This is a genomic window from Streptomyces sp. SYP-A7185 (genome assembly GCF_046103685.1).
Lineage (GTDB): Bacteria > Actinomycetota > Actinomycetes > Streptomycetales > Streptomycetaceae > Streptomyces.
In genome coordinates this window covers 8,459,033-8,484,867 of record NZ_CP122310.1, presented here as the reverse complement: position 1 = coordinate 8,484,867, position 25,835 = coordinate 8,459,033, and the positions used below count along the sequence as shown (strand labels likewise).

34 protein-coding genes and 1 pseudogene are annotated in these 25,835 nt (G+C 71.0%); 8 read left to right on the top strand and 27 right to left on the bottom strand.

Going from position 1 to position 25,835, the window contains the following annotated elements; all coding sequences use genetic code 11:
* Positions 1-37: 37 nt before the first annotated feature.
* Positions 38-454 carry an SSI family serine proteinase inhibitor gene (locus QBL25_RS37150; protein ID WP_409061348.1) on the bottom strand — a complete coding sequence of 139 codons (417 nt, stop codon included), beginning with the start codon at positions 452-454 and terminating at the stop codon, positions 38-40.
* Between the two features lie 320 nt (positions 455-774).
* Between QBL25_RS37150 and QBL25_RS37145 the strand changes: the two genes are divergently transcribed.
* Positions 775-1,503 carry a lysophospholipid acyltransferase family protein gene (locus QBL25_RS37145; protein WP_409061347.1) on the top strand — a complete coding sequence of 243 codons (729 nt, stop codon included), beginning with the start codon at positions 775-777 and terminating at the stop codon, positions 1,501-1,503.
* A gap of 79 nt (positions 1,504-1,582) precedes the next feature.
* On the top strand, positions 1,583-2,077 hold the full coding sequence (locus QBL25_RS37140) for a YbaK/EbsC family protein (RefSeq protein ID WP_409061346.1): 495 nt from the start codon (positions 1,583-1,585) through the stop codon (positions 2,075-2,077).
* Positions 2,078-2,146: 69 nt separating this feature from the next.
* On the opposite strand, the gene QBL25_RS37135 is transcribed toward QBL25_RS37140, so the two are convergent.
* The 4 genes and pseudogenes from QBL25_RS37135 to QBL25_RS37120 form a co-directional block, all read right to left on the bottom strand.
* Complete coding sequence (locus tag QBL25_RS37135; RefSeq protein WP_409061345.1) at positions 2,147-3,751, bottom strand: alpha/beta hydrolase; 1,605 nt, start codon at positions 3,749-3,751, stop codon at positions 2,147-2,149.
* Between the two features lie 69 nt (positions 3,752-3,820).
* A pseudogene (locus QBL25_RS37130) lies at positions 3,821-4,461 on the bottom strand (flavoprotein).
* A gap of 203 nt (positions 4,462-4,664) precedes the next feature.
* Entirely contained in the window at positions 4,665-5,153 is a 489-nt protein-coding gene (locus QBL25_RS37125) for a hypothetical protein (protein WP_409061344.1), read from the bottom strand.
* 18 nt (positions 5,154-5,171) lie between these two features.
* Positions 5,172-6,620, bottom strand: a complete 1,449-nt coding sequence (locus tag QBL25_RS37120) for a hypothetical protein (protein WP_409061343.1) — start codon at positions 6,618-6,620, stop codon at positions 5,172-5,174.
* 184 nt (positions 6,621-6,804) lie between these two features.
* Here QBL25_RS37120 and QBL25_RS37115 point away from each other — a divergent pair, with 184 nt between their 5' ends.
* Both QBL25_RS37115 and QBL25_RS37110 read left to right on the top strand, forming a co-directional pair.
* Positions 6,805-7,227: a hypothetical protein gene (locus QBL25_RS37115; protein WP_409061342.1), complete on the top strand. Its 423-nt coding sequence runs from the start codon at positions 6,805-6,807 to the stop codon at positions 7,225-7,227.
* The gene (locus tag QBL25_RS37110; RefSeq protein ID WP_409061341.1) at positions 7,224-7,460 is read left to right on the top strand and encodes a hypothetical protein; all 237 of its coding nucleotides are present in this window, start codon (positions 7,224-7,226) and stop codon (positions 7,458-7,460) included. The genes QBL25_RS37115 and QBL25_RS37110 overlap by 4 nt, the downstream gene beginning before the upstream one ends.
* Positions 7,461-7,775: 315 nt before the next feature.
* Here the strand turns inward: QBL25_RS37110 and QBL25_RS37105 are convergent, their stop codons facing one another.
* The 7 genes from QBL25_RS37105 to QBL25_RS37075 form a co-directional block, all read right to left on the bottom strand.
* Positions 7,776-8,549 carry an urease accessory protein UreD gene (locus tag QBL25_RS37105; RefSeq protein ID WP_409061340.1) on the bottom strand — a complete coding sequence of 258 codons (774 nt, stop codon included), beginning with the start codon at positions 8,547-8,549 and terminating at the stop codon, positions 7,776-7,778.
* Positions 8,546-9,229, bottom strand: a complete 684-nt coding sequence (ureG, locus tag QBL25_RS37100; protein WP_409061339.1) for an urease accessory protein UreG — start codon at positions 9,227-9,229, stop codon at positions 8,546-8,548. Before ureG ends, QBL25_RS37105 begins: the two co-directional genes overlap by 4 nt.
* Before the next feature lie 191 nt (positions 9,230-9,420).
* On the bottom strand, positions 9,421-10,095 hold the full coding sequence (locus QBL25_RS37095; protein ID WP_409061338.1) for an urease accessory protein UreF: 675 nt from the start codon (positions 10,093-10,095) through the stop codon (positions 9,421-9,423).
* Between the two features lie 60 nt (positions 10,096-10,155).
* Positions 10,156-11,877 carry an urease subunit alpha gene (locus tag QBL25_RS37090; protein ID WP_409061337.1) on the bottom strand — a complete coding sequence of 574 codons (1,722 nt, stop codon included), beginning with the start codon at positions 11,875-11,877 and terminating at the stop codon, positions 10,156-10,158.
* Positions 11,870-12,199 (bottom strand): urease subunit beta, encoded by a 330-nt coding sequence (locus tag QBL25_RS37085; protein ID WP_409061336.1) that lies wholly within the window; start codon positions 12,197-12,199, stop codon positions 11,870-11,872. The genes QBL25_RS37090 and QBL25_RS37085 overlap by 8 nt, the downstream gene beginning before the upstream one ends.
* A 14-nt stretch (positions 12,200-12,213) precedes the next feature.
* Entirely contained in the window at positions 12,214-12,516 is a 303-nt protein-coding gene (locus QBL25_RS37080; protein WP_361831764.1) for an urease subunit gamma, read from the bottom strand.
* A 253-nt stretch (positions 12,517-12,769) separates the two neighbouring features.
* Positions 12,770-13,417: a TetR/AcrR family transcriptional regulator gene (locus QBL25_RS37075; protein ID WP_409061335.1), complete on the bottom strand. Its 648-nt coding sequence runs from the start codon at positions 13,415-13,417 to the stop codon at positions 12,770-12,772.
* Positions 13,418-13,604: 187 nt separating this feature from the next.
* On the opposite strand from QBL25_RS37075, the gene QBL25_RS37070 reads away from it, so the two are divergent.
* On the top strand, positions 13,605-14,615 hold the full coding sequence (locus QBL25_RS37070; protein ID WP_409061334.1) for an ABC transporter permease: 1,011 nt from the start codon (positions 13,605-13,607) through the stop codon (positions 14,613-14,615).
* Between the two features lie 111 nt (positions 14,616-14,726).
* Here QBL25_RS37070 and QBL25_RS37065 read toward each other — a convergent pair whose 3' ends face one another.
* Both QBL25_RS37065 and QBL25_RS37060 read right to left on the bottom strand, forming a co-directional pair.
* Complete coding sequence (locus QBL25_RS37065) at positions 14,727-15,026, bottom strand: type II toxin-antitoxin system Phd/YefM family antitoxin (RefSeq protein WP_409061333.1); 300 nt, start codon at positions 15,024-15,026, stop codon at positions 14,727-14,729.
* Between the two features lie 144 nt (positions 15,027-15,170).
* A complete protein-coding gene (locus tag QBL25_RS37060; protein WP_409061332.1) occupies positions 15,171-15,542 on the bottom strand; it encodes a helix-turn-helix transcriptional regulator in 372 nt (123 codons plus the stop codon).
* Between the two features lie 133 nt (positions 15,543-15,675).
* Between QBL25_RS37060 and QBL25_RS37055 the strand changes: the two genes are divergently transcribed.
* A complete protein-coding gene (locus QBL25_RS37055; protein WP_409061331.1) occupies positions 15,676-16,071 on the top strand; it encodes an ANTAR domain-containing protein in 396 nt (131 codons plus the stop codon).
* A gap of 132 nt (positions 16,072-16,203) precedes the next feature.
* Positions 16,204-16,473 (top strand): WhiB family transcriptional regulator, encoded by a 270-nt coding sequence (locus QBL25_RS37050; RefSeq protein WP_409061330.1) that lies wholly within the window; start codon positions 16,204-16,206, stop codon positions 16,471-16,473.
* Positions 16,474-16,486: 13 nt separating this feature from the next.
* On the opposite strand, the gene QBL25_RS37045 is transcribed toward QBL25_RS37050, so the two are convergent.
* A complete protein-coding gene (locus QBL25_RS37045; RefSeq protein WP_409061329.1) occupies positions 16,487-17,494 on the bottom strand; it encodes a Ppx/GppA family phosphatase in 1,008 nt (335 codons plus the stop codon).
* Between the two features lie 145 nt (positions 17,495-17,639).
* On the opposite strand from QBL25_RS37045, the gene QBL25_RS37040 reads away from it, so the two are divergent.
* On the top strand, positions 17,640-18,185 hold the full coding sequence (locus tag QBL25_RS37040) for a type 1 glutamine amidotransferase domain-containing protein (protein ID WP_409061328.1): 546 nt from the start codon (positions 17,640-17,642) through the stop codon (positions 18,183-18,185).
* A gap of 33 nt (positions 18,186-18,218) precedes the next feature.
* Here the strand turns inward: QBL25_RS37040 and QBL25_RS37035 are convergent, their stop codons facing one another.
* From QBL25_RS37035 to QBL25_RS36980, 12 genes are all read right to left on the bottom strand, one after another.
* The gene (locus QBL25_RS37035; protein WP_409062912.1) at positions 18,219-18,518 is read right to left on the bottom strand and encodes a gas vesicle protein K; all 300 of its coding nucleotides are present in this window, start codon (positions 18,516-18,518) and stop codon (positions 18,219-18,221) included.
* Positions 18,519-18,550: 32 nt separating this feature from the next.
* Positions 18,551-18,739, bottom strand: a complete 189-nt coding sequence (locus tag QBL25_RS37030; protein WP_361831352.1) for a gas vesicle protein — start codon at positions 18,737-18,739, stop codon at positions 18,551-18,553.
* A complete protein-coding gene (locus QBL25_RS37025; protein WP_409061327.1) occupies positions 18,736-19,524 on the bottom strand; it encodes a GvpL/GvpF family gas vesicle protein in 789 nt (262 codons plus the stop codon). The genes QBL25_RS37030 and QBL25_RS37025 overlap by 4 nt, the downstream gene beginning before the upstream one ends.
* Positions 19,521-19,931, bottom strand: coding sequence for a gas vesicle protein (locus tag QBL25_RS37020; protein ID WP_409061326.1), 411 nt, complete (start codon positions 19,929-19,931; stop codon positions 19,521-19,523). The genes QBL25_RS37025 and QBL25_RS37020 overlap by 4 nt, the downstream gene beginning before the upstream one ends.
* Positions 19,928-21,133 (bottom strand): SRPBCC family protein, encoded by a 1,206-nt coding sequence (locus tag QBL25_RS37015; protein ID WP_409061325.1) that lies wholly within the window; start codon positions 21,131-21,133, stop codon positions 19,928-19,930. Before QBL25_RS37015 ends, QBL25_RS37020 begins: the two co-directional genes overlap by 4 nt.
* Positions 21,126-21,809, bottom strand: a complete 684-nt coding sequence (locus tag QBL25_RS37010; RefSeq protein ID WP_409061324.1) for a DNA primase — start codon at positions 21,807-21,809, stop codon at positions 21,126-21,128. Before QBL25_RS37010 ends, QBL25_RS37015 begins: the two co-directional genes overlap by 8 nt.
* Positions 21,806-22,069, bottom strand: coding sequence for a gas vesicle protein GvpG (locus tag QBL25_RS37005; protein WP_409061323.1), 264 nt, complete (start codon positions 22,067-22,069; stop codon positions 21,806-21,808). The genes QBL25_RS37010 and QBL25_RS37005 overlap by 4 nt, the downstream gene beginning before the upstream one ends.
* A 3-nt stretch (positions 22,070-22,072) precedes the next feature.
* Positions 22,073-22,852, bottom strand: a complete 780-nt coding sequence (locus QBL25_RS37000) for a GvpL/GvpF family gas vesicle protein (protein WP_409061322.1) — start codon at positions 22,850-22,852, stop codon at positions 22,073-22,075.
* Complete coding sequence (locus tag QBL25_RS36995; protein WP_409061321.1) at positions 22,849-23,274, bottom strand: gas vesicle structural protein GvpA; 426 nt, start codon at positions 23,272-23,274, stop codon at positions 22,849-22,851. The genes QBL25_RS37000 and QBL25_RS36995 overlap by 4 nt, the downstream gene beginning before the upstream one ends.
* An 85-nt stretch (positions 23,275-23,359) precedes the next feature.
* Positions 23,360-23,716, bottom strand: coding sequence for a gas vesicle protein (locus tag QBL25_RS36990; protein WP_409062911.1), 357 nt, complete (start codon positions 23,714-23,716; stop codon positions 23,360-23,362).
* A gap of 66 nt (positions 23,717-23,782) precedes the next feature.
* Positions 23,783-24,190, bottom strand: coding sequence for a phage holin family protein (locus QBL25_RS36985; RefSeq protein WP_409061320.1), 408 nt, complete (start codon positions 24,188-24,190; stop codon positions 23,783-23,785).
* Positions 24,150-25,691 (bottom strand): amidase, encoded by a 1,542-nt coding sequence (locus tag QBL25_RS36980; RefSeq protein WP_409061319.1) that lies wholly within the window; start codon positions 25,689-25,691, stop codon positions 24,150-24,152. Before QBL25_RS36980 ends, QBL25_RS36985 begins: the two co-directional genes overlap by 41 nt.
* Between the last annotated feature and the right edge of the window lie 144 nt (positions 25,692-25,835).

Genomic DNA, 25,835 nt, shown 5'->3' with positions numbered 1-25,835 from the left:
CAGGGGGGGTGAAGGGCGGGGGTCAAGCGCGGGCGCGTCAGAAACGGAAGACGTCACCCGTCGCATGGCCCATCTCGCAGGCGTTGCCGAAGGTCTTGTGCCAGCTGACCGGCTTGCCCCGGTGCCGCCCCGTCGCGCCCACGGTGACCGGGGCGTACTGCTTGGTGCAGACGCCCTGCCTGGCGCGCAGCGCGGCGAAGTCGCCGCCCGCGGCATCGATGGCCGCGCAGGCCTTGGCCGCGTGCGGGTGGTGCGCGGGCCGCTGGGTCACGCAGTCGAGGAGCACCCCGCGGACCCAGGCGTTGTTCTGCCCGGTGACGGTGAGGAAGACGCCGCTCGACCTGGCGGGGGCCGGCTCGCCGACCGCGTGGGCGGGCGCGGCCACGGCGAGGGAGACCAGCGCGGCGACGATGGCCGCGGCAGGGCGCGGACGAAACGGGGAACCGGACCTCATGGGGACCTCCTGGGGCGGTGGCGTACTGCGGCGGAGAGAGGCCAGGCCACCTCCGTACCCGCGCTCCGTGCGGTCGCCGCGCCGGACGGTCACCCGGACGGGTCCCGGGCGGCCCCCGGACGGGCGTCTCGTTCGGTGGGCCGCACACCCGTACGAGCGTCTCGTTCGGTGGGCCGCACTCCTGCGCGAGAGGACGGGGGCGATGGGGATCGCTCCCTTCTCCCGTCGCGGCGGCGCACCTAAACTGACCGCTGCGCGAGGACCCGTGACCTGCGACGACGCAGAACCCAGGCCGGTCCACCTACGTCAAGGAGCAACGGGTGTTCTACTACCTGCTCAAGTACGTCGTTCTGGGGCCGCTGCTGCGGCTCATGTTCCGGCCGCGCATCGAGGGGCTGGAGCACATACCGGAATCCGGTGCGGCGATCGTGGCGGGCAATCACCTGTCGTTCTCGGACCATTTCCTGATGCCCGCCATCATCAAGCGGCGGATCACCTTCCTCGCGAAGGCCGAGTACTTCACGGGCCCCGGCATCCGGGGCCGCCTGACGGCCGCGTTCTTCCACAGCGCCGGGCAGATCCCGGTGGACCGCTCCGGCAAGGAGGCGGGCCAGGCCGCGATCCGCGAGGGCCTCGGGGTGCTGCGCAAGGGCGAGCTGCTCGGCATCTACCCGGAGGGCACCCGCTCGCACGACGGGCGCCTCTACAAGGGAAAGGTCGGCGTCGCCGCGATGGCGCTCAAGGCGCAGGTGCCGGTGATCCCCTGCGCGATGATCGGCACGTTCGAGGCGCAGCCGCCGGGCCAGAAGGTGCCGAACTTCCAGAAGGTGTCCATCCGCTTCGGCGCCCCGCTGGACTTCTCGCGCTATGCGGGCATGGAGAACGAGAAGGCGGTCCTGCGCGCGGTCACCGACGAGATCATGTACGCCATCCTCGGGCTCTCCGGGCAGGAGTACGTCGACAAGTACGCCGCGGTCGTCAAGGCGGAGGAGGCCGAGCGCGCCGCAGCGGCGAGCAGGCGGAGATTCCCCCGCATGCCGCTGAGTTGACGTCCTGGCGTACGGTCCTGGCAACGATCGGCACCGCGCGTACGAGACGCCTTGCCGGCCACCAGGGGAGAAGAACCGTATGAACGAGCACAGCCTGTACACCAAGCTGATCGGGCTGCTTGACGAGCGGGGCGCGGCGTACCGCGTCATCGAGCACGCGGAGGAGGGCGCCACGGAGGCGGTGAGCGCGCTGCGGGGCAACACCTTGCAGCAGGCCGCCAAATGCATCGTGGTGATGGTGAAGATCGGCAAGAAGACCAAGCGGTACGTGCTCGCGGTGGTCCCCGGTGACCGCCGCGTGGACCTGAACGCCGTCAAGCAGCTCCTGGGCGGGACGTACGCGGGCTTCGCCACGCAGGAGGCGGCCGAGCGGCTCGCGGGCAGCGGGAGCGGCACGATCCTGCCGTTCTCCTTCGACCCCGAGCTCGAACTGGTCGTGGACCCGGCGCTGCTCGCGCAGGACGAGCTGTTCTTCAACGCGGCGCGGCTCGACCGTTCGCTGGCGCTGCGGACCGCGGACTACGAGGCGATCGCGGAGCCGCGCAGGGCCGCGATCGCGCAGGAAGCGGCGTAGCGAGCAGCATGGCGAAGGGGCGGCCGGGAAGTCCGGTCGCCCCTTGCCGAGATGCCTAGCGGTGTGTTGCTACGGCTTGGGCGTGGCGTGCGGCGCGCACGTCACGTCCTTGCCGTCCACCTTGCCGGTCAGCAGGTAGGTGTCGACACGCTCGTTGAGGCACGGGTTGACCAGGTTCGTGATGCCGTGCGAGCCGGCGTCCTTCTCCGTGATCAGGCGCGAGCCCTTGAAGCGCTTGTGCAGCTCGACGGCACCCTCGTACGGCGTGGCCGCGTCGCGGGTCGACTGCGCGATCAGCACGGGCGGCAGGCCCTTGCCGGTCTTGACCTCGACGGGCTCGTGCTGCTTGCTCGACCAGGTCGCGCAGGGCAGGTTCATCCAGGCGTTGGCCCACGTCATGAACGGGTTGTCGCGGTGGATGCGGGTGTTGTCGCGGTCCCACTTCTTCCAGCTGGTGGGCCACTTGGCGTCCGCGCACTCGACGGCCGTGTAGACGGCGTTGCCGTTCTCCGAGGCGATGTTGCCCGCGGTGTCCGACAGGTCGGGGCTAGCGGCCTCGATCAGCGGCTTGGGGTCACCGGCGACGTACTTGCCGAAGTTCGTCGCGATCCCGACCCAGGCGGAGTCGTAGTACGGAGCGCTCTGGAAGTAGGCGATGAGCTCGGCGGGGCCGACGACTCCGCCCAGCGGCTCCTTCTTCGCCGCGGCGCGCAGCTTGTCCCAGTTCTTGGCGACCTTGTCCGCGGTGTCCCCGAGGTGGAAGGTGGCGTCGTACTTGGCGACCCACGTCATCCAGTCCTTGAGGCGGATCTCGAAGGCGACGTCCTGGTCGAGGTTGGCCTCGTACCAGATCTTCTTCTTCGAGGGGTTGACCACCGAGTCGACGACCATGCGGCGCACGTGCGAGGGGAACAGCGTCCCGTAGACCGCGCCGAGGTAGGTGCCGTAGGAGACGCCGAGGAAGTTCAGCTTCTTCTCGCCGAGCGCGGCCCGGATGACGTCCAGGTCGCGTGCGGTGTTCGGCGTCGTCATGTGCGGCAGCATGTCGCCGCTGCGCTCGGCGCAGCCGTCCGCGTACTCGGCGGCGAGCTTGCGCTGGGCGCGCTTGTCCGCCTCGGAGTCGGGCACCGGGTCGAGCTTGGGTGCCTTGACGAACTCCTGCGGGTCGACGCAGGAGATGGGCGCCGAGCGGCCGACACCGCGGGGGTCGAAGCCCACGAAGTCGTAGGCCTTGGCCGTCTTCTCCCAGAGCTTGGCCTTCGTGGCCACGCGGTTGGGGAAGCGGAGCCCGGAACCACCGGGGCCGCCGGGGTTGTAGACGAGCGCGCCCTGGCGCTCCTTCTTCGTCCCGGTGTTGCCGATGTGGTCCACGGCGAGCTTGATCTTCTTGCCGTTGGGCTTGGCGTAATCGACCGGGACGGTCACCCAGCCGCACGTGACGGCCTTCTCCAGACCCCAGTCGGCGGGGCATGCCTGCCAGTCGATGCCGGCCTTGGCGGCACGCTGCGCGGCGAGCGCGACACCGCGCGCCTCGGAGCTGGTCCGCTGGCGGGCGTCAGCGCTGCCGCTGCCCTGCCGGGCCTCGGCATTGGCGACCGGCGCCATGATCGCGCCCGCTATGAGCGAGCCCGTGATCAGCGTGCCGGCTGCGCCGAATGCTGTGGTGCGTCTCAACTGGTTCCTCCCCCTGTCGATTTCCCTGTCGAATTTCGAACAGTAGGAGGATCCTGTCGGTCAACCGGTTCAGTGCGACAGACGGAGCAGGTGTTTCTTTACCAATCCGATAACCGGGTTGCTGGAACCGGTGAGCGGTTTGTCCAGGTAAGAAGGGCATGCGGGACCAAGGCTCCTCCGCCTCGTCCGATCCAGCGCTTCATCCCAGCGATAGCGGTCGGCACCGCCTCCGGCCTTCGGCTTGTGGGGCTCGTAGGAGCCGATCAGGACGCCCATCTCGCGGAGCACGTCGAGGCTGCGTGCGTACGCGGGGTGGGCGGCCTGCGCCGCGTTCAGATACGGGCACGCGGCGATCGGGATACCCATGCCGTACGCCTCACACAGAATGCCCAGCGCCAAGGTGTCGGAGATCCCTGCCGCCCACTTGTTGATCGTGTTGAAGGTGGCCGGAGCCACCGCGATGGCCTCCGACGGGGGCAGCGGGCTCGGGTCCCCGGGGAGGCGCCAGGCTGAGCGGATCGGGTAGCCGGTCTGTGCCTCGATCGCCTCGGCGTCTATGAAGCCAAGGCCCTGCGGGGTGGCGACGACGCCCACGTCCCATTCGCCTCCTGGGCCGCGGTGATCAGCTTGCCGACGTCGCCTGCGATCCCGGAGGCACACACGACGACGTAGAGAAAGGGCTTCTTTTGGGTCGGCTCGGCGGTGCCCATCTCCCTGCGCGCGTTCTGATCTGGCGCCTCGAACGCCTCAGTGCAAGGAGCATTCCGAGTAAACGGGCAAGCGTGGCGATGTCCCCGGCGCACCACGCAGCGGCTCGACAACCGGACACGGCCGGTAACGACCGCGCCCCCCTGCGCCAGCTCCGGCGGCGGCTCAAAGGGCCTCGTACAGCCCTCGCTGCTGAGTCAGGTACTCATGCCTTACGGGCGGCCCCGTGGGGCCAGACCACGTCGACGGGGACTCCCGCTTCGCGCGCTTCGATGACGACATCGGCCGTACCGCCGCCCTTGCCGGAGGGAGGCTCGCCGTTCCACACGGCTACCAGGCGGTCGGCGCGTTCCAGGAGTACGGCGTTGGCGGCCTCGTATGCGGCGCGGTCGGCCGTTTCGTGGTCCACGACCAACACTTCGCAGGCGGCTTCGACGAGCCGGTCGAAGAGCGGGGCGTGGTCGGCCTTGACCTTCCGCTGCCGGTAGTCCTGGGAGGGGATGACGACGACCAAGCGTCCGCCGGCCGCGAGTACGGCCTCGGCGAACAGGGAGTCTGAGCCCTTTGCGATGCAGGAAACGCCGACGAGTTCGGTGTCGGTGTGACGCTTGAGGAGGTGGTCGAGGGCGTCGCGGACCAGGGGCACGCTGTCCTCGGTCAGGTCCATGTGTCCGGTCACCGCGATGGTCGTCACGGTTCTTCCTCCCCGAGGTTAGTTCGACAGCAGATCGCGGATCTTATCGCGGGCTTCCCGGACCGGCCGGGACGCGCTGTGGCCGACGGTATACGGGTAGAGCTGGCCGAGTTGGGCGTGTACCCGGTTCGACCTGGTAGAGCGGGCCGCTTCCACCGCACGGTCGACTTCCTCGACGGCTACGGTCAGGTCGCCGAGGAGGAAGTGGCATTCGGCGAGGCCGATACGGTCGAGTGCGTGGCTGCGGCCGGCCTCGGATCCACGACTGTTCAGCGCTCGTCGGATCTCGCTGGCCGCTGTCCCCGCGTGTGCTCTGGGGTCTTGGCGAGCGAGGTCGAGCAGGCGTCCGCCGGTGACGCCGGCCAGCTCGGCCTCGTCGAAGTAGTCGATCCAGAAGGGCTCGTCGCCCGGGCGGGCCGAAGCCAGGCAGTCCGCTGCCTGCGCGGTCGCCCGCTGAAAGGCGGCGGTGCGCCCCATGGCAGACAGAGCCCAGGCTTCGCGGGTGTGGAGCATGGCGCGGACGCGAGGACCAGCGGTATCGCGGGAGCCGTCCTGTGCGAGCCGGACGAGTTCGAGTGCGTCCTGGGGCTTGTCTCGGTAGAGCATCTGTCGGGCCATGCCGGCCAGGACGTTGGCGCCGAAGACCGTGTCGTGTGCGGCGTGCGAGGCGCGTAAGGCGAGGAGGTAGTAGTTCTGTGCGCCGCGCTGGAGGCCGGAGTCCCATGCCATGGTGGCTGCGGTACCGGCGAGTTGGGCCATGACCTGATAGAGGCGTTGTTCCACGTGCGGCGCTTGGTGCTCGTCGAGGTGGGCGGCGACCTCGCTGAGCTGCCCTAGCACCGCCTTGCGGCGCAGGCCCCCGCCGTAGCGGTGATCCCAGGCACGGAATGCGCGAGCCGTCGAATCCAGTTCGCCCACCTCGCCTACGCCGAGACGTCCCCGTCGGCGGGGCGAAGCGGACCGCGCCGGGGGCCGTAGCCAGCCTTCCAGGGGGTCGAGGAGGGCCGCACCTGACACTGCGGCGCTGGCAAGAGCGCGGGTGACCGCGCGTCGGTCCATCACGAGATCACTCCTCGTCAGGTCAACGGCCAGTCCCACCGTAGCGGCCGGTTGCCACGGGATCTCTGCCGTCCCCAGCTGTCCACCGGAGTGCTCCTGCGGCGGTACGGCGACCGGCTCGGCTTCCCATGAGCGGGGCGCGAGTCCGAGGAGATGGCCGGGGATGCGCAGTCCGTCGGAGATCCGGCGAATGACGTCGACGCTGGTGACCTGCTGGTTCCCGCTGATGATCGTGGAGACCTTACCCGGAGTGAGGCGGCAGGCGGAGGCGATGCGGTTCTGGGACAGGCCACCGTACTTCTTGATCAGGGCGAAAGCGGCGGCGAAGTCATGCTCCGCCAGGGCGCGGCGAACGTCCTCGCGGTCGAGGAGGTCCGAGTCGAGCGGGCCGGGGGTGGTGGCGTCCATGCGGGCCGGCTTCCGGTGATCTCAGGCGCGATCAAGTCTGTTACGAGGTGGGCACCGAGTGTATTCCCCACTCGGTAACACCCGCCGGTCATATCGGAAATGCCGCTTCGGCCCGACGCTGAGTGAGCGCCCTGGGAGATCGCCCGCCGCCCGGGACAGCAGCTGGCCGACCGAGGGGAACTCCATGAGCACGCGTCCCGGACAGTCCACACTTGCCTCACCGTCCCGGGCGGGACGGCTGCTCGGGCCGAGGCCGGTTGCCGCGGGCCAGGACTGGGACGCCATCCGTATGGAGGCCGCCCTCGGGATGCTGACCCTGCGTCTCCTGCGGGCTGCCGAAACAGCAGTAGGCCCCGTGCTGCATGACCGCGGCAGTAGACGGATCTACTTCCTCACCCCGCCCGGAACCACACGGGAGTGGCAGCGGGAGGGGACACGGGCGCTCGGCTCCGGTTCCTGGGTCGTGCTGGTCCCACCAGGCTGGCACGGAACGGTGCAGTGGGTGGTCGGGCCTTACGACGGACCCGCGTTCACGGACCCGGCAAACCTCGCGACCGCCCTCGCGGCAGCCGAACAGAGCTGCCCGGCGGCCGAGGCGAGCCGATGAACGCCCGCGCTGTCCTACGCCACCAGCAGTGGACGCTCCAGCCCGACCGTGAGCCGGACGCCGAGCCGACCAGCCATGCGATGCAGTGCGCTGTGTGCGGCGAGACCTCGCCGGTGGACACCGACTTTTCGGTACCGCAGGACTGGGTGCTCGCGCACGGCGGCCGCAATCCGACGCACCACACCTACCGGGAGATCATCACCCGTCCCTGGAAGGCGTGGTGGAAGCCGTGATGAATCGTCCCCCATCCCGCGGAGGTCCCATGACCACGACGACCACGAACAGCACCCCCAGCTCATTCGGGACGAAGAAGTCGAGCGTTCACAACTCAAAGCAGTGATGGCCGAGGTCCATGGGGCCCTTCCGAAAACGCCGGAAGATTCTCTGCCAGCCGGTCAGGGCAACATGCACAGGCAAGTCAGAGGCACAGCAGACACACCCCGGCCAGGCGGGTTCTCAGCACTTGCTCGCCATCGCCGCCTAGCAGGATGAGTGTCTGCCCGAGCGCGCCGACAACGGCCCATCCGCGCAGCCGGACCATGCCATCTTCACGCCAGTCTGCGCAGTGCCTCGTCCAGGACGCGGCGGACCCGCAGTGCGTCGGGGGCCACTGCGGTGACGAGCACGGCGGGGCCGGCCAGTGGGGTGAGTGCGGCCGATGGGCCAAGGACGGTGGGCTCGGGCAGGTTCTTCTCGAAGTCCGGGCGCACGACGACGAGTTGCCCTAGGGCCCGGTGTCCCGCCAGGACGGCCGGGCCGTCCCAGCCGCCGGGTGCTCCGGGTCCGCAGGACAGCTCCTGGTCGAGGAGGAGGCGACCGGCTCGGCGCACGGTGAGGCGGCTGGTGAGGCGCCCCGGGTCCTCCCCGGTCCGGCCGAGCACCTGCTCCTCCCGCAGCACCAGCCTCGCGCTCCCGGCGAGCTCGGCCCGCGTGGTCACCCGCAGATCACTGTCCCGTACGGAGATCAACTGCTCCGGCAGCCAGAGCAGTTCCGCGTCCTCGCCGACCGTGAGCCGTACGTCGTAGCGCGCCGGCTCCTTCGCCTGTCCCGGCAGGGCGAGCGTGGCGGCGGCCGAGCCGACGTGCAGCCGGGCCCCGTCGTGGGCCGCCGCCTCGACCGTGAGGTGGTCGCCCCCGAGGGGGCCGCTCATCGCCCCGACGAGGGTCACGGTGGCGCCCCGTCCGGAGGACCGGGTGCGGCGCGGGGCCAGCTGCCCCTCCCCGTCGAGCACGGGCAAGACGGTCCCGCCCCGCCCGTCGCCTCGCGCGGTGATCCGCGCGAGGCCGCGCACCCCCGATGCGGGGACGGTCTGCGTGCTCATGCGGACGCGGTCCAGGCGGCGTACTGGGCGCGCACCCAGGCGGCGACGGGGCCGACGCCCTCGGCCGAGCGCAGCGACTGGAAGATGACCGGCAGTTCGGCGCGCTGGGCCTTGGCGTCCGCGGCCATCCGGGCGAGGTCGGAACCGACGTGCGGGGCGAGGTCGGTCTTGTTGACCACCAGGAGGTCGGCGGTGCTGACGCCGGGCCCGCCCTTGCGCGGGATGTCGTCGCCGCCCGCGACGTCGATCACGAAGATCTGTGCGTCGACCAAGCCCTTGGAGAAGGTGGCGGTGAGGTTGTCACCGCCGGACTCCACGAGGATCAGGTCCAGCGGGCCGACCTCGTCCTCCAGGTCCTCCACGGCCTCCAGGTTGGCGGAGATGTCGTCGCGGATCGCGGTGTGCGGGCACGCGCCGGTCTCCACGGCGGTGATCCGCTCGGGCGGGAGCACGGCCTCGCGCAGCAGGAACTCGGCGTCCTCGCGGGTGTAGATGTCGTTCGTGACGACGGCCAGGGACCGCTCTTGGCGCAGCTCCTTGCAGAGCGCGGCGACGGTGGCGGTCTTGCCTGACCCGACGGGTCCGCCGAGCCCGATGCGCAGGGCGCGGCGGCGTCCGTCGGGGCGGTGGGCGTCGGCGCTCACGGCGGTGGACTCGTCGTGGGAGTGGTCGAGATGCATGTGCGACTCCTCTGTCGTTCAGCGGTTCAGTGCGCCCCGTACGCCCGCCGGACGTTGCGGCTCGTCCGGCGGACGGGGTCGGGGCTCGGGGTTCGGGTCGGGGCCTCGGTTTCGGGGGGCGCCAGGGCAACGCGGGCCGGGGCAGACCGGGTCAGGTGCGGGCAGGGCAGGCCGGGGAAAAGGAGCCGTCCCTACGAGGCGAACAACCGCGCCGGCCAGGCGGCATGCGCCTCCGCCCCGACCTCCAGCAGCGGCGCGGACGCCGCGGGCAGCGCGTCGATCCCCTCGGCGACCGCGCGCCGCGCCGCCTCCGCCGCCGCCAGGGCGATCATGTCGAGGTCGGGGGCCAGCCGAGCCAGCACACCCGTCGCGTCGAACGGGTCAAGGCTCAGCAACCGCACGGTCGCGGTCGCCGGTCCGCTGACGCACTCGTACGCCGAGCAGTACGCGGCGTCCTGCGGCCCCAGCCCCGCCGACCGCGCGGCGAGACCGAGGACGACGGGCTGGTGCGCCCCCTTGGGACGGGCCGCGGCCAGCCGGTCCAGCTCGGGGTCGGGCCACGCGGCGCGCGCGGCCCGCATCATCTGCCGGCCGAGCCGCCGCCCGGCCACCCGCAGCGCGGCCGACGGCGTCCGCGCGTCGGCGGCCTCGTCCAGCTCCAGCGGATCCAGCCCGAGCGCGGCGGCCGCGGCCAGGGCGGCGGACACGAGCCCCGTCGTGTGCAGCCGCCCCCGGCAGAACTCCGCCAGGTTCGCGGCACCGGTGATCCGCCCCGCCTTGACGGCCTCCTCGGCCCCGCCGGAGTGCGCGTGGCCCCCGGCGGGGAACCGGCCGTCGGCCAGGACCAGCAGCGCGGCCCTAGACATCACGGAAAAACATCGTCGGGACCCTCATCAAGAGACCACCACCAGAACACGAGCCCACCATCAGAACAGGAAGTACCGCTGCGCGAGCGGCAGTTCGGCGGCGGGCGACGGCTCGACGAGCTCGCCGTCGATGGTGACGGCGAAGCTGTCGGGCGCCACCTCCACCCTGGGCAGGGCGTCGTTCTCGCGCATGTCCGCCTTCGTGCGCCCGCGCGTGGAGCGGATCGCGGTGAACTCCTTGGCCAGGCCGAGCCGCTCCGGCAGACCGTCGTCCAGGGCCGACTGCGTCACGAAGTTGAACGAGTTGAGCCCCGGCGCCGTGCCGTGCGCGCCGAACATGGGCCGCGGGAGGACCGGCTGCGGCGTGGGGATGGAGGCGTTGGCGTCGCCCATCTGCGCGTACGCGATCTGACCGCCCTTGATGACCAGTTGGGGCTTCACGCCGAAGAACTTCGGGTCCCACAGGACCAGGTCGGCGAGCTTGCCGCTCTCGACCGAGCCGATCTCGTGGTCGACGCCCTGGGCGATCGCCGCGTTGATCGTGTATTTGGCGACATAGCGACGTGCGCGCCGGTTGTCCGCGCGGGTGTCCCCCGGCAGGAAACCGCGCCGCCGCTTCATCACGTGCGCGGTTTGCCAGGTCCGCATGACGACCTCGCCGACGCGCCCCATGGCCTGCGAGTCCGACGACATGATCGAGATGGCACCGAGGTCGTGCAGGATGTCCTCGGCCCCGATGGTGGTGGGCCTGATCCGCGACTCGGCGAAGGCGAGGTCCTCGGGGACCGCCGGGTTGAGGTGATGGCAGACCATCAGCATGTCGAGGTGTTCGTCGACGGTGTTGACGGTGTGCGGCCGGGTCGGGTTGGTGGAGCTGGGCAGCATGTTCGGCAGCGACACCGCCGTGATCATGTCCGGGGCGTGCCCGCCGCCCGCGCCCTCGACGTGGAAGGCGTGCAGGGTGCGGCCCGCGACGGCCGCGAACGTGGCGTCGACGAAGCCCGCTTCGTTCAGGGTGTCGGAGTGGACCGCGAGCTGGGCGCCGGTGTCCTCGCAGACGTTCAGGCACGCGTCGATGGTGGCGGGGGTCGCGCCCCAGTCCTCGTGGATCTTGAAGCTGACGGCCCCGGCGCGCAGCTGGGCGTGCATGGACTCGGTGGAGACCGTGTTGCCCTTGCCGAGAAAGCCGATGTTGACGGGGCTCGACTCCATCGCCGCGAACATCCGCGCAAGGTGCCAGGCGCCGGGCGTGATGGTGGTCGCCTTGCTGCCCTCGGCCGGTCCGGTGCCGCCGCCGATGAGGGTGGTGACGCCGGAGGCGAGCGCCTCGTCGACGATGGTCGGCGAGATGAAGTGGATGTGGGTGTCGATGCCGCCGGCCGTGAGGATCTTGCCGTTGCCCGCGATGACCTCGGTCTCCGGGCCGATGACGAGCTCGGGGTGCACGCCGTCCATCGTGTCGGGGTTGCCGGATTTGCCGATGCCGGTGACACGGCCGTCGCGGATGCCGACGTCGGCCTTGACGATGCCCCAGTGGTCGATGATGACGGCGCCGGTGACAACGGTGTCGGGGGCGCCTTCGGCACGGGTCGTACGCGACTGCCCCATCGACTCGCGGATGACCTTGCCGCCGCCGAACACGGACTCGTCGCCGGAGCGTCCGGGCCCGCCGGAGCGGTCCTCCTCGATCTCGACGAGGAGGTCGGTGTCGGCGAGCCGGATGCGGTCGCCCGTGGTGGGGCCGAACAGGTCGGCGTACGCGGGACGGGACAGCTCAGGCATCGAGGGGACCTCCGGTCTCGCCGCGCAGACCGGGCACGATGCGCAGACCGGCCAGCGGGACGAGTTCGACGTCGACGGGGATTCCGGGCTCGAAGCGCACGGCGGTGCCGGCGGCGATGTTGAGCCGCTTGCCGTGCGCGGCGGCACGGTCGAAGTCGAGACCGGGGTTGGCCTCGGCGAAGTGGTAGTGGGAGCCGACCTGGACGGGGCGGTCGGCGGCGTTGAGGACGGTGAGGGCGGTGACCTCGCGGCCCACGTTGTAGGCGACGGGCTCGTCGGCGAAGAGGATCTCGCCGGGGACGACGGGGCGTGTGGGACTCATGCGGCCGGCCCCCGTCAGACGATCGGGTCGTGGACGGTGACGAGCTTGGTGCCGTCCGGGAAGGTGGCCTCGACCTGGACGTCGTGGATCATCTCGGGGATGCCGCTCATGACGTCGTCACGCGTGAGCACCTTGCGCCCCGACGACATGAGTTCGGAGACGGTACGGCCGTCCCGGGCGCCTTCGAGAATGTGGGACGTGATGAGCGCGATCGCCTCGGGGTGGTTGAGCAGCAGTCCCCGCGCCCTTCGCTTCTCGGCCACGTCCGCGGCCACATGGATGAGCAGTCTCTCCTGCTCGTGCGGGGTCAGTTGCACGCGTCCCACCTCACAGTCCTTCGCTCCGGACCGTGCGGGGTCCGGCTGCCGCGGCCACCGCGACGGATATAGATGTAACACACAGACAGTGCGCACGATCTTGCGCACCCCGGTTACGAAATCCCCTGGTGACGTGGCATCGCAGGCTAGTTGGGAGGAGTTTCAACGAGGTTAACCAGCGCTTGACCGCTCCATGACCATCAGCAGGGCTGCCCCATACTCACGGAGCATCAGCCCGGCATCAGCACCGGCATCAGCCGGTCGGGCTGCCCATGCTCATCAGGCCGCGCAGGCCGTCCCGCATCGCCTCGACCGGCACCTCGTCGAACAGCGCCAGTTGCGCGACGAACCCCTGGGCCGCGCCGACCATCACCCGCGCGACATGGTCGGCCGGGACGTCGTCCCGCATCATGCCCGCCGCCTGATAGCCCTCGACGATCTTCACCCAGGCCACGCGCACCTTGGCGTACCCCTGGTTCATGACGTCCGCGAGTTCCTTGTTGCGCAGCGTCTCCGCCCACACCTGGACGACGAGCCGCGGGAGGTACGAGGACTCCCCCGCTCCGGCCCCCTCCCGGGCGCCCCCCTGCCCGCCCGGCCTGCGGCCGAGCACCTGGGTCAGCGCGCGGCCGACCAGGACGTCCGGCGGAGGCGGCGGCGTCTCCTTGGCCGCCTCCTCGAACGTCTCCTGGATCAAGGCGAGCACTTCGCCGACGATCGCCCCGATCAGCTCCTCCTTGCCGCGGAAGTAGCGGTAGACCGCCCCGGCGGACAGGCCGACCTCCTTGAGGACGTCCTGCATCGAGGTGGCGTGGAAGCCGTTGCGGGCGAAGCAGAGGGCGGCGCCGTCCAGGATCTGGCGGCGGCGTGCGTCGAGGTGCTCCTGGGATACGCGGGCCATGCAGCCAAAGTAAAACGAACATTCATTCTTGACAAGCGACTCGCCCGGCAGGACAGTGAGGACACTCCATAAAACGAACGATCCTTCTCTTTAAATCGACGCCCTCAGCACGCGCCCTCAGCACCCGCCCTAAGCACGCGCATTCAGCCCGCGCCCTCAGCCCGCGCACCCCGAAGGAGCCCCCCCCATGTCCACGCCCGTCACCACCCCGCCCCCGCAGGGCCGCCGCATGGTGGCGGTCGCCCTCCTGGTCTCCGCCGTCGTGGCCCTTGCCCTGTGGGCCTTCGCCTGGCCGGCCGCGCGGACCGCCCCGCGCGACCTGCCGCTCGGCGTCGCGGGACCCGCCACGGCGACCGCTCCCCTCCAGGCCCAGTTGGAACACCGCAAGGGCGCGTTCGAGATCCACCGGTACGCCGACGAGACCGCCGCCCGCGACGCCATCGAGGACCGGTCCGTGTACGGAGCGGTCGTCGTCACGCCGCAGGGGATGAAGCTGCTGACCGCGACGGCGGCGAGCCCCGTGGTCGCCCAGCTCCTGGAGCAGGCCGTGGCCGGTCAGGCCCCGGAGGGGGCCGCGGTGCCGGTGACCGACGTGGTGGCCGCGCCCAAGGCCGACCCGCGCGGCGCCACCCTCGGCGCGAGCGTGCTGCCGCTGGCGATCGCGGGAGTCGCGGCCGGTGCGATCGTGACGGCGCTCGGCCTGCGCGGCTTGCGCGCCGCGGCCTCCCTCGTGGTGACCGCCGCGGCGGTCGGTGTGATCGCCGCCGCCCTGACGCACAGCTGGCTGGGCGTCCTGACGGGCAACTGGTGGGCGGAGGCCGGGGTGTTGGCGCTCTCGGCCCTCGCGGTGAGCGCCACCGTCGCCGGCTGCGCCGCGCTCCTCGGCACGGCGGGCATCGCGGTCGGCGCGCTGACGATGGTGCTGCTCGGCAACCCGTTCTCCGGCGTGACGTCCGCGCCGCAGCTGCTGCCCGAACCGGTCGGATTCATCGGCCAGTTGCTGCCGCCGGGCGCCGGAGGCACCCTGCTGCGCTCGGTGTCCTTCTTCGACGGGGCGCGCGTCACGGCCCCGCTCGTCACCCTCGCCGTCTGGGCCCTGGCCGGCCTGACGGCCGTACTGCTCGGCCTTCTCCGCCGCCCGTCCGCCACGGCACGCGACGAGGCGCCGACGGCCGGGGAAGCGGTGCCGGTCGCCTGACCGGGCCGCAGCAGTGGCGGTCGCCCGACGTGGCCGCACCCGAGACAGCCGTACGCCCCCGCCGTAGCGGACGGGGGCGTACGGCCTTTCGCGTGCTCGATCGCCGTACGGCTAGGTCGCGTTGGGCCGACGGTGTTCGGCGGCGATGCCGAAGCGCTGCCGCTCCCCCGCGCCGGACGACGGGGACGGCGTCGCGCGCACCGACGAGACGGAGCTGACCACCTGCTCCTCGTCCGCCTCGGCATCCGCCGGCCCCAGGGCTTCGAGGCGTTCCAGGTCGGCGGCCGAGACCAGGGCCACGAGTGGCTTCCCGTGCCGGGTGACGACCACCCGCTCACCGCCGTACACGACGCGGTTGATCAGGTCGGCGAGCTCTGCACGGGCTTGCGTCACCGGAATCTCGTAGGCCATGCTCCCCAGCTTAACCGCCGCCCGACAAGGCCATCAGGCCCGCGTCAGACGGATGCACCGCAGGTCAGAGGGCCCGGTCGGGTCAGCTCAAGGCGGTCGGCCGGGCCCGGTCGGGTCAGGTCGAAGCGGTCGGCTCAGCGCGGGTCAGCCGTCCGTCCGCCCGCCGCCCGCCCGCGGTGGGGCCGACTCCAACTGCCGTGAGCCGTCGCCCCGGCCGACGTCGTGCTGGACGAGGAGCGTGAGGAGTTCCGCCACCGCCAGCCCCGATTCGGCGGGGTGCCGCAGGATGGTCCCCGACTCGATGCGGTAGGTGTTGGAGCGGCCCTGTCGCGTATGGGAGAGATATCCGCCCTCCTCCAGATCGGCGACGATCTTCTGCACGGCGCGCTCGGTGAGCCGGCACCGCGCGGCGATGTCCCGGATGCGCGTGACGGGATCGTCGGCGATCGCGGCCAGCACGCGTGCGTGATTGGTGAGGAATGTCCAACCGCTGTGTGGTTCAGGTACGGCACCCATCCCTCCAAGATAGGGCGTTCGATTCACGCATTCAAAAGGGCGAACTGTATTTCCTGTATCTCTTGACGGGTGTGCCTCTTCGGTACGACGCTGGGCGAGGTGATGACGCCCCGACGCCTACGGAGTGGCTGCCATGACGGAACGTGTGCTCACCGCGCCGATCACACCGGCCCTCGCCGGTGACCTGGTGACCGTGACGGACGCCGACGCACATCAGGATCCGCGGGTCGAACTCGACCAGCTGCGCCGCGCCATGCGGACCCGCCCCGTCATCGACATGGCGCGCGGCGTCCTGATGGCCTCGTTCGGTCTGAGCGCCGATGACGCCTGGAGCGTCCTGGTCTCGCTCTCCCAGAACACGAACACCAAGCTGTACCGGGTGGCCCAGGAACTGGTCGACGCCGCCACGGGAGGGCAGATCCCCCATCCTCTCCGTGGGCAGTTGGCCGCGACGGTCGCCCGGCTCCAGGAATCACCGGCGGCGGCCCGCACCGACGAGAGGGCCACCGGGACCACCGCCAAGGAGTGAGCCCCCGGATCGTTCGACCGGCGCCTGCTTCCGGCCTCCTTCGGTTTCCCGCGGTTTCCGTCCGCCCGGCGCGGGCACTCGGCGGCGGACCGGACGACGGCGGATCCCGCTCCCAGGGGGAGGCGTTGGTTCATGGACTGGATGACGCACGCGCTCTGCGCACGATCCGACCCCGAGCTGTTCTTCGCCGTCAGCAGAGCCGGCCCCGCGCTGCGGGACGAGCTGGCCGCCAAGCGGATCTGCGCACGCTGCCCCGTCCTCGGCTCCTGCCTCGCCTGGGCCCTCGACAGCGGGCAGGCCTACGGCGTCTGGGGCGGGACCACCGCGGAGGAGCGCGCGGCCCTGCACCGGCGGCAAGTCACCGCCGAACACCGCGCCCGCCGCCGTGTGACGGAGTCCTGAGGCGCGGCCCCGTTCAGTTCTGCAAGGCCGCGACCCGCAGCGACACCGGCGGCACGACCGGCAGCGCGGCCTCGCGCTGGCTGACCTCCGCCCACCACGCCCCGCCGTCCTCCATGTGGCGCAGCAGGACGCCTTCGCGGATGGCCCAAGGGCACAGGGTGACCGCCTTGACGTCGGTGAGCTTCATGGCCGTGTGCCCCACGATCGCCCCGGCCAGGCTCTGCGCGGCGCGCGGCGCCGAGATCCCGGGCAGCGCGGCACGCTCGGCCACGGGCAGGGCGGCGAGCCGGTCGCGGCAGCGGCGCAGGTCCGCCCGGCTCAGCTGGCGTGCCGTGAAGGGGCCGTGGCGGCCGGGGGCGGCGCCCGCGAGCCGGGCGAGCTGCTGGAACGTCCGGGAGGTCGCCACGGCGGTGCGCGGCCCCTCCCAGCGGATCCGGGCGGCGACGTCCCGCAACTGGTGGCGCACCTTGCGCCGCAGGGCCTTCACGCTCTGCTCGGTCGGCGGGCCGTCGCCGTCGAAGAACTCCCGGGTCAGCCGGCGCGCGCCGAGGGGCAGCGAAGCCACGTACTCCGGGAGCCGGCCGCGGCCGAAGGCCACCTCCAGCGAGCCGCCGCCGATGTCGAACACGGCGAGCGGGCCGGCCCGCCAGCCCATCCACCGGCGGGCGCCCAGGAAGGTGAGCTCGGCCTCCACCTCGCCGGGCAGCGTGCACAGCCGTACGCCGGTCTCCTCGTCGATCGTCCGCAGCACGTCCAGCCGGTTGGGCGCACTGCGCACCACCGTCGTGGCGAAGGCCAGCGGCTCCGCGGCGCCCCACCGGCGCGCGGTACCGGCGGCCGCGGCGACCGCCGTGACGAGCGGCCCCATCGATTCCTCGGGGATCACCCCGCACGGCCCGACCTCCTCGGAGAGCCGCACCTTCCACTTCGCGGTGTGCACGGGCAGGGGCACACCGTCCTCGGCGTCCACGACAACCAGCCGGACCGCGTTCGAACCCACATCCATCACACTCATCCGCATGTGACCCTGAGTACCCACCAGGCCACGGGACAGTCACCGCAGCGACCTTGATTGACCTGGGCGGGGCCAGGGAACTCGTGATCCGACCCCCACACGAGTAAAGGGGCCCGGACCGGTCCGGGCCCCGCGAGGAGAGTGAACAGCCATGCGTGTCGCATTCCTGATGGCGCCCGAGGGCGTCGAGCAGATCGAACTCACCGACCCGTGGAAAGCGGTGACCGACGCGGGCGGCGAGCCCGTCCTGGTGTCGACGGAAGAGGGCCACGTGCAGGCCTTCGACCATCTGGACAAGGCCGACACGTTCCCCGTCGACAAGGTCGTGGGAGAGGTGTCGGCCGATTCCTTCGACGGGCTCGTCCTGCCGGGCGGCGTGGCCAACCCGGACGCGCTGCGCCTGGACGAGAAGGCGGTGTCCTTCGTCCGTGGTTTCTTCGACTCAGGCCGTCCGGTGGCCGCCATCTGTCACGCGCCCTGGGTCCTCGTCGAGGCGGGCGTCGTGTCGGGCCGCGGGCTCACGTCGTTCCCCAGCCTCCGCACGGACATCGTCAACGCGGGCGGCACCTGGGTGGACGAGCAGGTGAAGATCTGCCACGACGGGCCCAACACGCTGATCACCAGCCGCAAGCCGGACGACCTGAAGGCGTTCTGCGAGGCGATCCTGACGGAGTTCGCGAAGCCGAACGCCAACTGACCGGATCCCGGGGGCCAGGGCCCCCGGGAAACGTCAGTCGCGCGGCAGCAGCGGTCCCAGCGGCCCGAGGTCCAGATTCAGGTCCTCGGGCCGCAGGCCGTAGCGGTCGCGCAGCTCGGCCATGCGGTCGTCCAGGAGCATCAGCGTGAGCCCGATGCGCTCCTCCTGGTCCTCGTCCAGCTCTCCGGTCTCGAACCGGCGTACCGCCTGCCGCTCCATGAGCTGGCGCAGCAGCTCCACGACGGTCAGGACCAGCTTGATCAGGTCACGTTCCACCGTGTCCGGTTCGAGGTCCAGGCGGTTCTTGCCCGGCTTCTTCTCGGTCGGCCGGATCTGCTCGCGCAGCTGCTCCCGCTCCTCCTCGTTCACAGCAACTCCTCGAAGGGTGAGGGGACCTGCTCGTTCACCGAGCTGATGAGCGCGTTCAGGTCGATGCGCACGAGGTCGACGTCCGCGATGCGCAGGGTGAGGTCGCCGGTGATGACGACCCCACCCGCGAGCAGCCGGTCGAGCAGGTCGACCAGGGCGACCTCGCGCCGTTCGAAGACGGTCACGGTCCCGCCTCTCCCGCCACGGCGTCCTCTTCGGCCTCCAGGTCCGCGAAGGAGTACGCGGCCCACGGTCCGGTGAGTTCGACGCGCAGGCCCGGCGTCTCGGTCTCGAAGCCCTCCACCAGTTCGACGAAGGCCTCCGAGCCGGCGCGCGTGACCAGATAGGCCGCGTTGAGCACGTTGCGGCCCGGCTCCTTGGAGAGCGTGGAGTTCTGGGGCGCGTGCAGCCGGGCGTCCTCCGCGTGCTCGCAGAGCGTGTCGTGCAGCCGGCGCGCGAACTTCTCGGCGCTCTCCCACATCTCCTCGTGCGCCTTGTTGCGCTGGCGGCGCTGGCGCAGGTAGTCCCGGCCCGACGCGGCCTTCTCCGGCTCGGCCGCCGGGCGGGCGGCCTGCGCCTCGGCGTGGATCTTCACGCCCCACTCCACGCGGCCGTCGAGCCGGTCGAGCGTGCGCTTGAGGGAGTCCTCCCGTGCCTCCATCATCGCGCGCACTCCCGCGTCGTCCCGGAACACGGTGGCCAGCCGCAGCGGCAGCGGCGTGGTGACCGCGGTGAGGGCGTCGATCACCGACTGGTGGGCGCGCGCGGTGGCGCTCAGCCAGTCCAGGTCCTCCAGGTGGCGCCTCAGCGGCTCCTCGGCGAAGTCCTGCTCCGGCACGGTGCCCACCACCGCGATCAGGCCGTGGTGGGACAGCTGACCGGGGGGCGCGCCGTCCACCCCGGTCACCTGCGCCTGGAGCGCCGCGTCGAAGGGCCGGCAGATCGCGTAGACATACCGCAGTCCGCTCATGTGCTGTCCTCCGTCTTGCTCTGCCCGCCCTTGGCGCTCTGCTCGCTCTTGCTCTGCCCGCCCGTGCCGCGCTCCACCTTCTCGGGCTCGGGCCTGCTCCGCTCCAGCTGCTCCAGTTCGGCGACATGGGCGCGCAACTCGGCGTTCTCACGGGTGAGTTCGTCGCGGCGTGCGCGGGTGGACAGCGCGGGGTCGTCCTCCCACCAGTCGATCCCCATCTCCTTCGCCTTGTCGACGGAGGCGACGATGAGCCGCAGCTTGATGGTCAGCAGTTCGATGTCGAGCAGGTTGATCCGGATGTCTCCGGCGATCACGATGCCCTTGTCGAGCACGCGCTCCAGGATGTCGGCCAGGTTCGCGCCGCCGCCCTGCCCGTACGGTTCGGGCATCCTGCTCGGCATGGTCATCGGCGACTCCCGCTCACAGCGGCTTCTTCTTCCTTGACGTCCTCGCCGTCCTCGGCGTACTCGTCACCCTCTTCTTCGTCGTACTTCGCCTCGCCCTCTTCTTCCTCGCCCTCGTCCTCGTACCGGACCTCGCCGTCGGCGTCTTCTTCGTCCTCTTCGTCCTCTTCGTAGGACTCCTCGGGACGGTCCTCGTCGTGCTCTTCCTCGTCCTCGTACTCGTCCTCGTAGGCTGCCTCCGGCTGGTCCTCCTCGGACTCCTCCGGGTGCTCCTCGTCGTGCTCGTACTCGTCCTCGGCGCCCTCGTCCGACGCGCCTTCGGCCTGCTCCTGCTCTTCCTCCTCCGCGACCGCGTCCTCGTGGCTCTGGACGACCTCACCGTCGCGGATCTCGCCGCGCCAGCCGTCCTCGGCCTCACCCTTGATGGTGATGAAGCGCGCGTAGTTCTTCAGGTCGAGCCGGGCCCGGCGGCCCTGGGCGCGCCAGATGTTGCCGGTCTTCTCGAAGAGGCCCTTCGGGTAGTACTCCAGGACCAGCAGGACGCGCGTGAGGTTCTCGCCCAGCGAGTGGAAGGAGACGACGCCCTTCGTCGTGCCCTTGGCGCCCTCGGAGGACCAGGCGATGCGCTCGTCCGCGACCTGTTCCGTGGTGTGGGCCTTCCAGCTCCGGTTCGACCAGAAGATCTTGGCCTGCCAGTCGGAGGTGGTGTCGTCGGAGCGGCTCGCGCTCTTGACGCCCTTGGCGAAGGTGCTGAAGTCCTGGTACTGGGTCCACTGGTCGTAGGCCGTGCGCAGCGGCACGCCGACGTCGATGAACTCCATGATGACCGTGGGCTTCTTGCCGGCCCCGCTCTTGTTCCGGCCCTTGCCGCCGGTCAGGTTCTTGAAGGCGCCGATCACGCTGTCCTTGGCCCGGCCGGCACCGACCTCCACGGCGGACCGCAGCGGCCCCTTGCCTTCGGCCATCTTGCGGCCGCCGTCCAGGGCCAGCTTGGCGAAGCCCGGGCTGTTGCCCTCGGCTATGTCGTTGAGCTTGCCGGTCGTCTGGCCCAGCTTGTGGCCCACTCCGACCAGCAGCCGCTGGGCCTGGGCGCCGAGATACTCCTGGACCTCGGACTTGAGCCGGTCGGCGGCCTCGCTCTGCACGATGCCGGTGAGCGGGTTCTCCTTCGCCTTGCCCGTGGCGGATTTCAAGGTGTCACTCATCACGACCACCCTCCTTCGGCACGCGGCCTCCGGTGCCACGGCGCGCGGACGTCTTCGCCGCGGGCCTGGCCGGAGCCTTCTTCGCCGTCTTCTTCGCGGGGCTCTGTCGTGCCGCCGTCTTCTTGGCCGGGCTCTTCTTCGCCGCCGTCTTCTTGGCGGCGGGCTTGCGCTGGGAAGTCCGCTTTCTCGGCTGCGACTCCTCCTCGGACTCCGCCTCCGAGGACTCCTCGCGGTTCTTCCGGTCGCCCCGGTCCTCCCGCTCGTCCTCGTCCTCGTTCTCGTCGTCGTAATCGTCGTACGCGTCGTCGTCCGGCTCGTCGGCCTCTTCCTTGCCGCCGCGGCCCGGCAGGTCCGGCTTCACGCCCGCGAGCTGGTCGCGGACATCCGCCGTCCGGCCGTGCAGCTTGTCGGCGAGGCCCGTCAGCTGACGCTCGACCAGCGCACCGGAGGCGGCCTTGCCGACTCCGCGCAGGTCACCGCGGAGCTGGTCGCCGATCTCCTTGAACTGCGGGTTGTTCTGGAGCTGCTGGGAGAGCAAGTCGCCCAGCGCCCGCGGGCTCAGATTCATCTTCTTGCCGGCCACCATCGTGCCGACGGCGAAGGCAAGTTTCATCTTCTTCGTACGTCCGAGGACGTATCCGGCCCCTACGGCGAGGCCCAGTCCCACTCGATTCATGGTGTCGTCCCGTTGTCGGTTCCCGCGCCGGAGCGCGTGGCGATTTCCAGGCGGTCGAGCAACTCGTCCTCCCGGCGGTCGAATTCCTCCTCGTCGATCTCCCCGGCTTCGAGCTGCTCTTCCAGCTGGGCGAGTTCGGCCCGGACGGTGCCGGGGTCGTAATAAAGGCGCTCGGCTTCGGCGACCACCTGGTTCACGGTCCAAAAGGCGCCGCGCACCGGGGCGAACGGCAGCAGCAGTACTTCGCCGATCAGGCCCATGGGTTACTCCCGGCCGGCCTGCGTGCCCGCGGATTGCGGCGTGGCGCCGGTCGGCTCGGCGGGGCCCGGCTCGACGAAGCTGTAGGGCGGCAGGGGGCCGTTGACGCGCAGTTCGACGTGGGGGTGGGCCCTGCGGGCCTCCTCCACGGCGGCGAGGAACTCCTCGGCCGTCTTGCGGTCCACGAGGAACGACAGGTTGGCCAGCCATCCCGTGGACTCGGGGCCCGCGCTGACCGAGTGCGCCGCCGGCTCCAGGAGGCGGCGCAGTGCCACCGCGTCCTCGGCCTCGCGGGCCTGGAGCGCGGCCACCACCATCTCGCCGAGCTGGAGCTTCTGCTCGTAACTGCCGCCGCCCGCCTGCCGGTTGGCCTCGGCGAGGGCCTGCACCTCGGGGTTGTCCGCCATCACGCGGTGCAGCGCGGCCTGCTCTTCGTGGCTGGCCTTGACGTTGTACTCGACCTTGTCGGTCAGCGTCGCGAGGCGCTCGCGGTAGTGCTCGGCGCGCTCCGCGAGGACACTGGTGACGGCCGCGTCGTCGGGGGCCACGTTGCCGAACCGCATGGGCAGCACCGCACCGGCGGCGCCTGCCTCGTTCAGTACGTTCTGGTGGGCCAGCAGGTCCTTGCGCTTGGGGCGCAGCTCCTCCGGGGCGTCACTGACGATGGCCGCCAGGTCGCCTTCCTTGAGGATGCGCACGGGACTGGCGGGCTTTCCCACGCCGTCCATGCCTTCGGGGAGCGAAGGGTGGGTGGCGGCGGTGATGCCGTAGACGTACGTACTCATTCCTGCTCCTCCTTCCTGCGCGCGGACGTGCTCTTGCGGGCGCGCGGGCGGGACTCGGACTGGCTCTCTTCACGGGACTGCTTGAACGCGTCGGAGACGGTCTCGGCGGCGCCGGACAGCGCCCCCTTGGACTTGCCGCGCGCACCGGACTCGGTGAGCTCGCCCATGAGGTCGGGCAGACCGGGGTCCTTGCGCGGACCGGCCTCCAGGTCGAGGCGGTTGCACGCCTCGGCGAAGCGCAGATAGGTGTCGACGCTGGCGACGACCACCCGCACGTCGATCTTCAGGATTTCGATTCCGACGAGCGAGACACGGACGAAGGCGTCGATGACGAGTCCTCGGTCGAGAACGAGCTCCAAGACGTCGTACAGGCCGCTGGTGCCGCCCGATCCGCCGGACTGTTGTGCAGGGACTACGGTCATGCCGATCGGCCCTCCTTGGTCGGGAAAATCTGGGGGAAGCTGCGGAATGCCACGGGATCCCGCGGAAGTGCCCGGAAAGGGCGCTCTACTTCTTGCCGTCCGCGCGCCCGCGCTCATAGCGGCGGATGCGCTTGTAGCCCAGGAGTTCGCCCTGCGGGTCGCACTCCACCTGGTAACTCGCCAGGAGACTCATCGTGTCCGGAACCCTGGTGAGTTCCAGGACCTCGATCTCCAACGTCCAGCCGTCCTCGGTCTGTTCGAAGGACGACACGGACTCGGCGGCCATTCCGGTGAGCTCGGCAAGCTGGGTGCGCGCCGTACGCAGCACCTCCATGGGGCCCGGCCGACTCTTCGGCCTGGCACTTTCCGCACGGTTGGTCGCATTCCTCGAGTTCTGGGAACTCGTTTTCTTCTTTTCTGGATCTGACGATGTATTCAATATGGCCACCTCAGTCCTCCGAGTGGCCCGTAATCCGTTGGCCAAACATCTTGGTCCGGGTGCGTCACGTCACTGATCCCGTCGCAGGGGCGGGGTCGCCGGAGGGGTCACGGGCGGCGGCGGAAGAGACGGCCCGTCCACCGACGGCAGGTCCGCGGCGGGCGCGGACGAGCGGTCCGTGGAGGGACGGTCGATGGCCGGCCTGGCCGCGCCGCGCAGCAGGAAGGCCACCACTCCGAGCACCACCGCGGTGATCAGCGCGGCGGCCCAGTCGGGCAGCCCGAGCGCGAGCGCGAGGCCGAAGGCGAGCGCCAGCGCGGCGCCCGCGTAGAGGCCGGCGGCCCCTGCCCCGGCGTACAGCGCGGCCTTGCGGCGCTGTGTGCGCGTCTGCTCCTTCAGTTCCTCCCTGACGGCCTCGCGGGCCGCGTGCGTCAGTTCATCGACGAGGCTCTTGTCCAGATGCTCCAAACGGCTCATGGCGCCCGAGTACCCGGCCGCCCGGGCGCATAACGCCGTCGTCCGGCCTGCGCTCGCCGTGCCGGGTGGCCCGTTCGAAGGCGTGGCCGATCTGCAGGACCCGCAGATCTCCGCGGTGCGGCCCGACGATCTGCACCCCGACCGGCAGTCCGCCCGGGGTGAATCCGGCGGGCACCGAGAGGGCCGGGCTGCCGGTCACGGAGACCAGGTACGCCGAGCGCATCCAGTCCAGGTAGTCCGTCGTCGGCACCCCCTCGACCTCGTCCGGATACTCCCGTTCGACGGGGAAGGGCGGCACTTGGCTGGTCGGCAGGACCAGCGCGTCGTACCGCTCGAAGAACTCCCGCACCCGGTGGAAGAGTGCGCCGTGCCGCACGGTGGCCCGCTCCAGGTCGGCTCCGGTGAGCGTGGCGCCTTGTCGTATGTTCCGGACAAGACTGGGTTTGATCCGGTCTGCCGCGGTCTCCAGGAGCGCGCCGAGCGAGAGATGGAACTGCCAGGCGCGGAAGGTCCGGAACACCTCGTCGGCACCGGACAGATCGGGGCATGCCTCCTCGACCACGCACCCCAGGGCGGCGAAGGCCGCGACGGCGGGCGCCAGCACCTCGCGGACCTCGCGGTCGACCGGCACGGCGCCGCCCAGGTCGGGCGACCAGGCGATCCGCAGGCCGGTCAGGTCGCGGTCCAACGATCCGCCGAACGCGCTCCCCGGTGTCTCCAGGGCGATCGGCGAGCGCGGGTCGGGCCCGGCGACGACCGAGAGCAGCAGCGCCGCGTCGGCGACGGTGCGCGCCATGGGGCCCTGGACGGCCATCGTCGACCAAGGCGCGGTGTCCGGCCAGCTCGGCACCCGGCCCGGCGAGGGGCGCAGCCCCACCACGTTGCAGAACGACGCGGGGTTGCGCAGCGAACCTCCCATGTCGCTGCCGTCGGCGAGGGGATGCATGCCGCAGGCGAGGGCGGCCGCCGCTCCCCCGCTGCTGCCGCCCGCGGAGCGCCGGAGGTCGTAGGGGTTGCGGGTCGCCCCGAAGAGCGGGTTGACGGTGTGCGAACCGGCCGCGAACTCGGGCACGTTGGTCTTGCCGATGGTGATCGCCCCGGCGGCCCGGATGCGTTCGACGATCAGCTCGTCGCGCTCGGGGACGTGGTCGGCGAGGAGCGGCGTGCCGTAGGTGGTACGGATGCCGCAGGTGTCGTGGGTGTCCTTGTGGGCGACGGGCAGCCCGTGCAGCGGGCCGAGCGGCTCTCCGTGGGCGGTGGCCTCGTCGGCGGTGTGCGCCTCGTCGAGCGCACGCTCGGCCACCAGGGTCACCACGGCGTTCACCGCGCCGTTGACCTGCTCGATCCGGTCCAGGTGCGCCTGGACGACCTCCCGCGCGGAGAACTCGCGCGCGCGGATCCCGGCGGCGAGTTCGCGGGCCGTGCGGTGGACGAGCCCGGGGGCGTCGGAGGTCTTCTCCGCGTCGTGCGGCTCGCGGGCGCGGTGCGGTTCAGGGCTCATGGGGCGCTTTCGGCTCGGGGCGGCGGAGATCGCGACGAGACGGAGCATCCCCACCCCGCCGCGTCGGCCATGCGGCTCCGGGCGCCGGGGCCCGCGCTTTCAGCGGGCGGCTGAAAAGCGGCGCGTCCGTTGACTCCGGCGGGC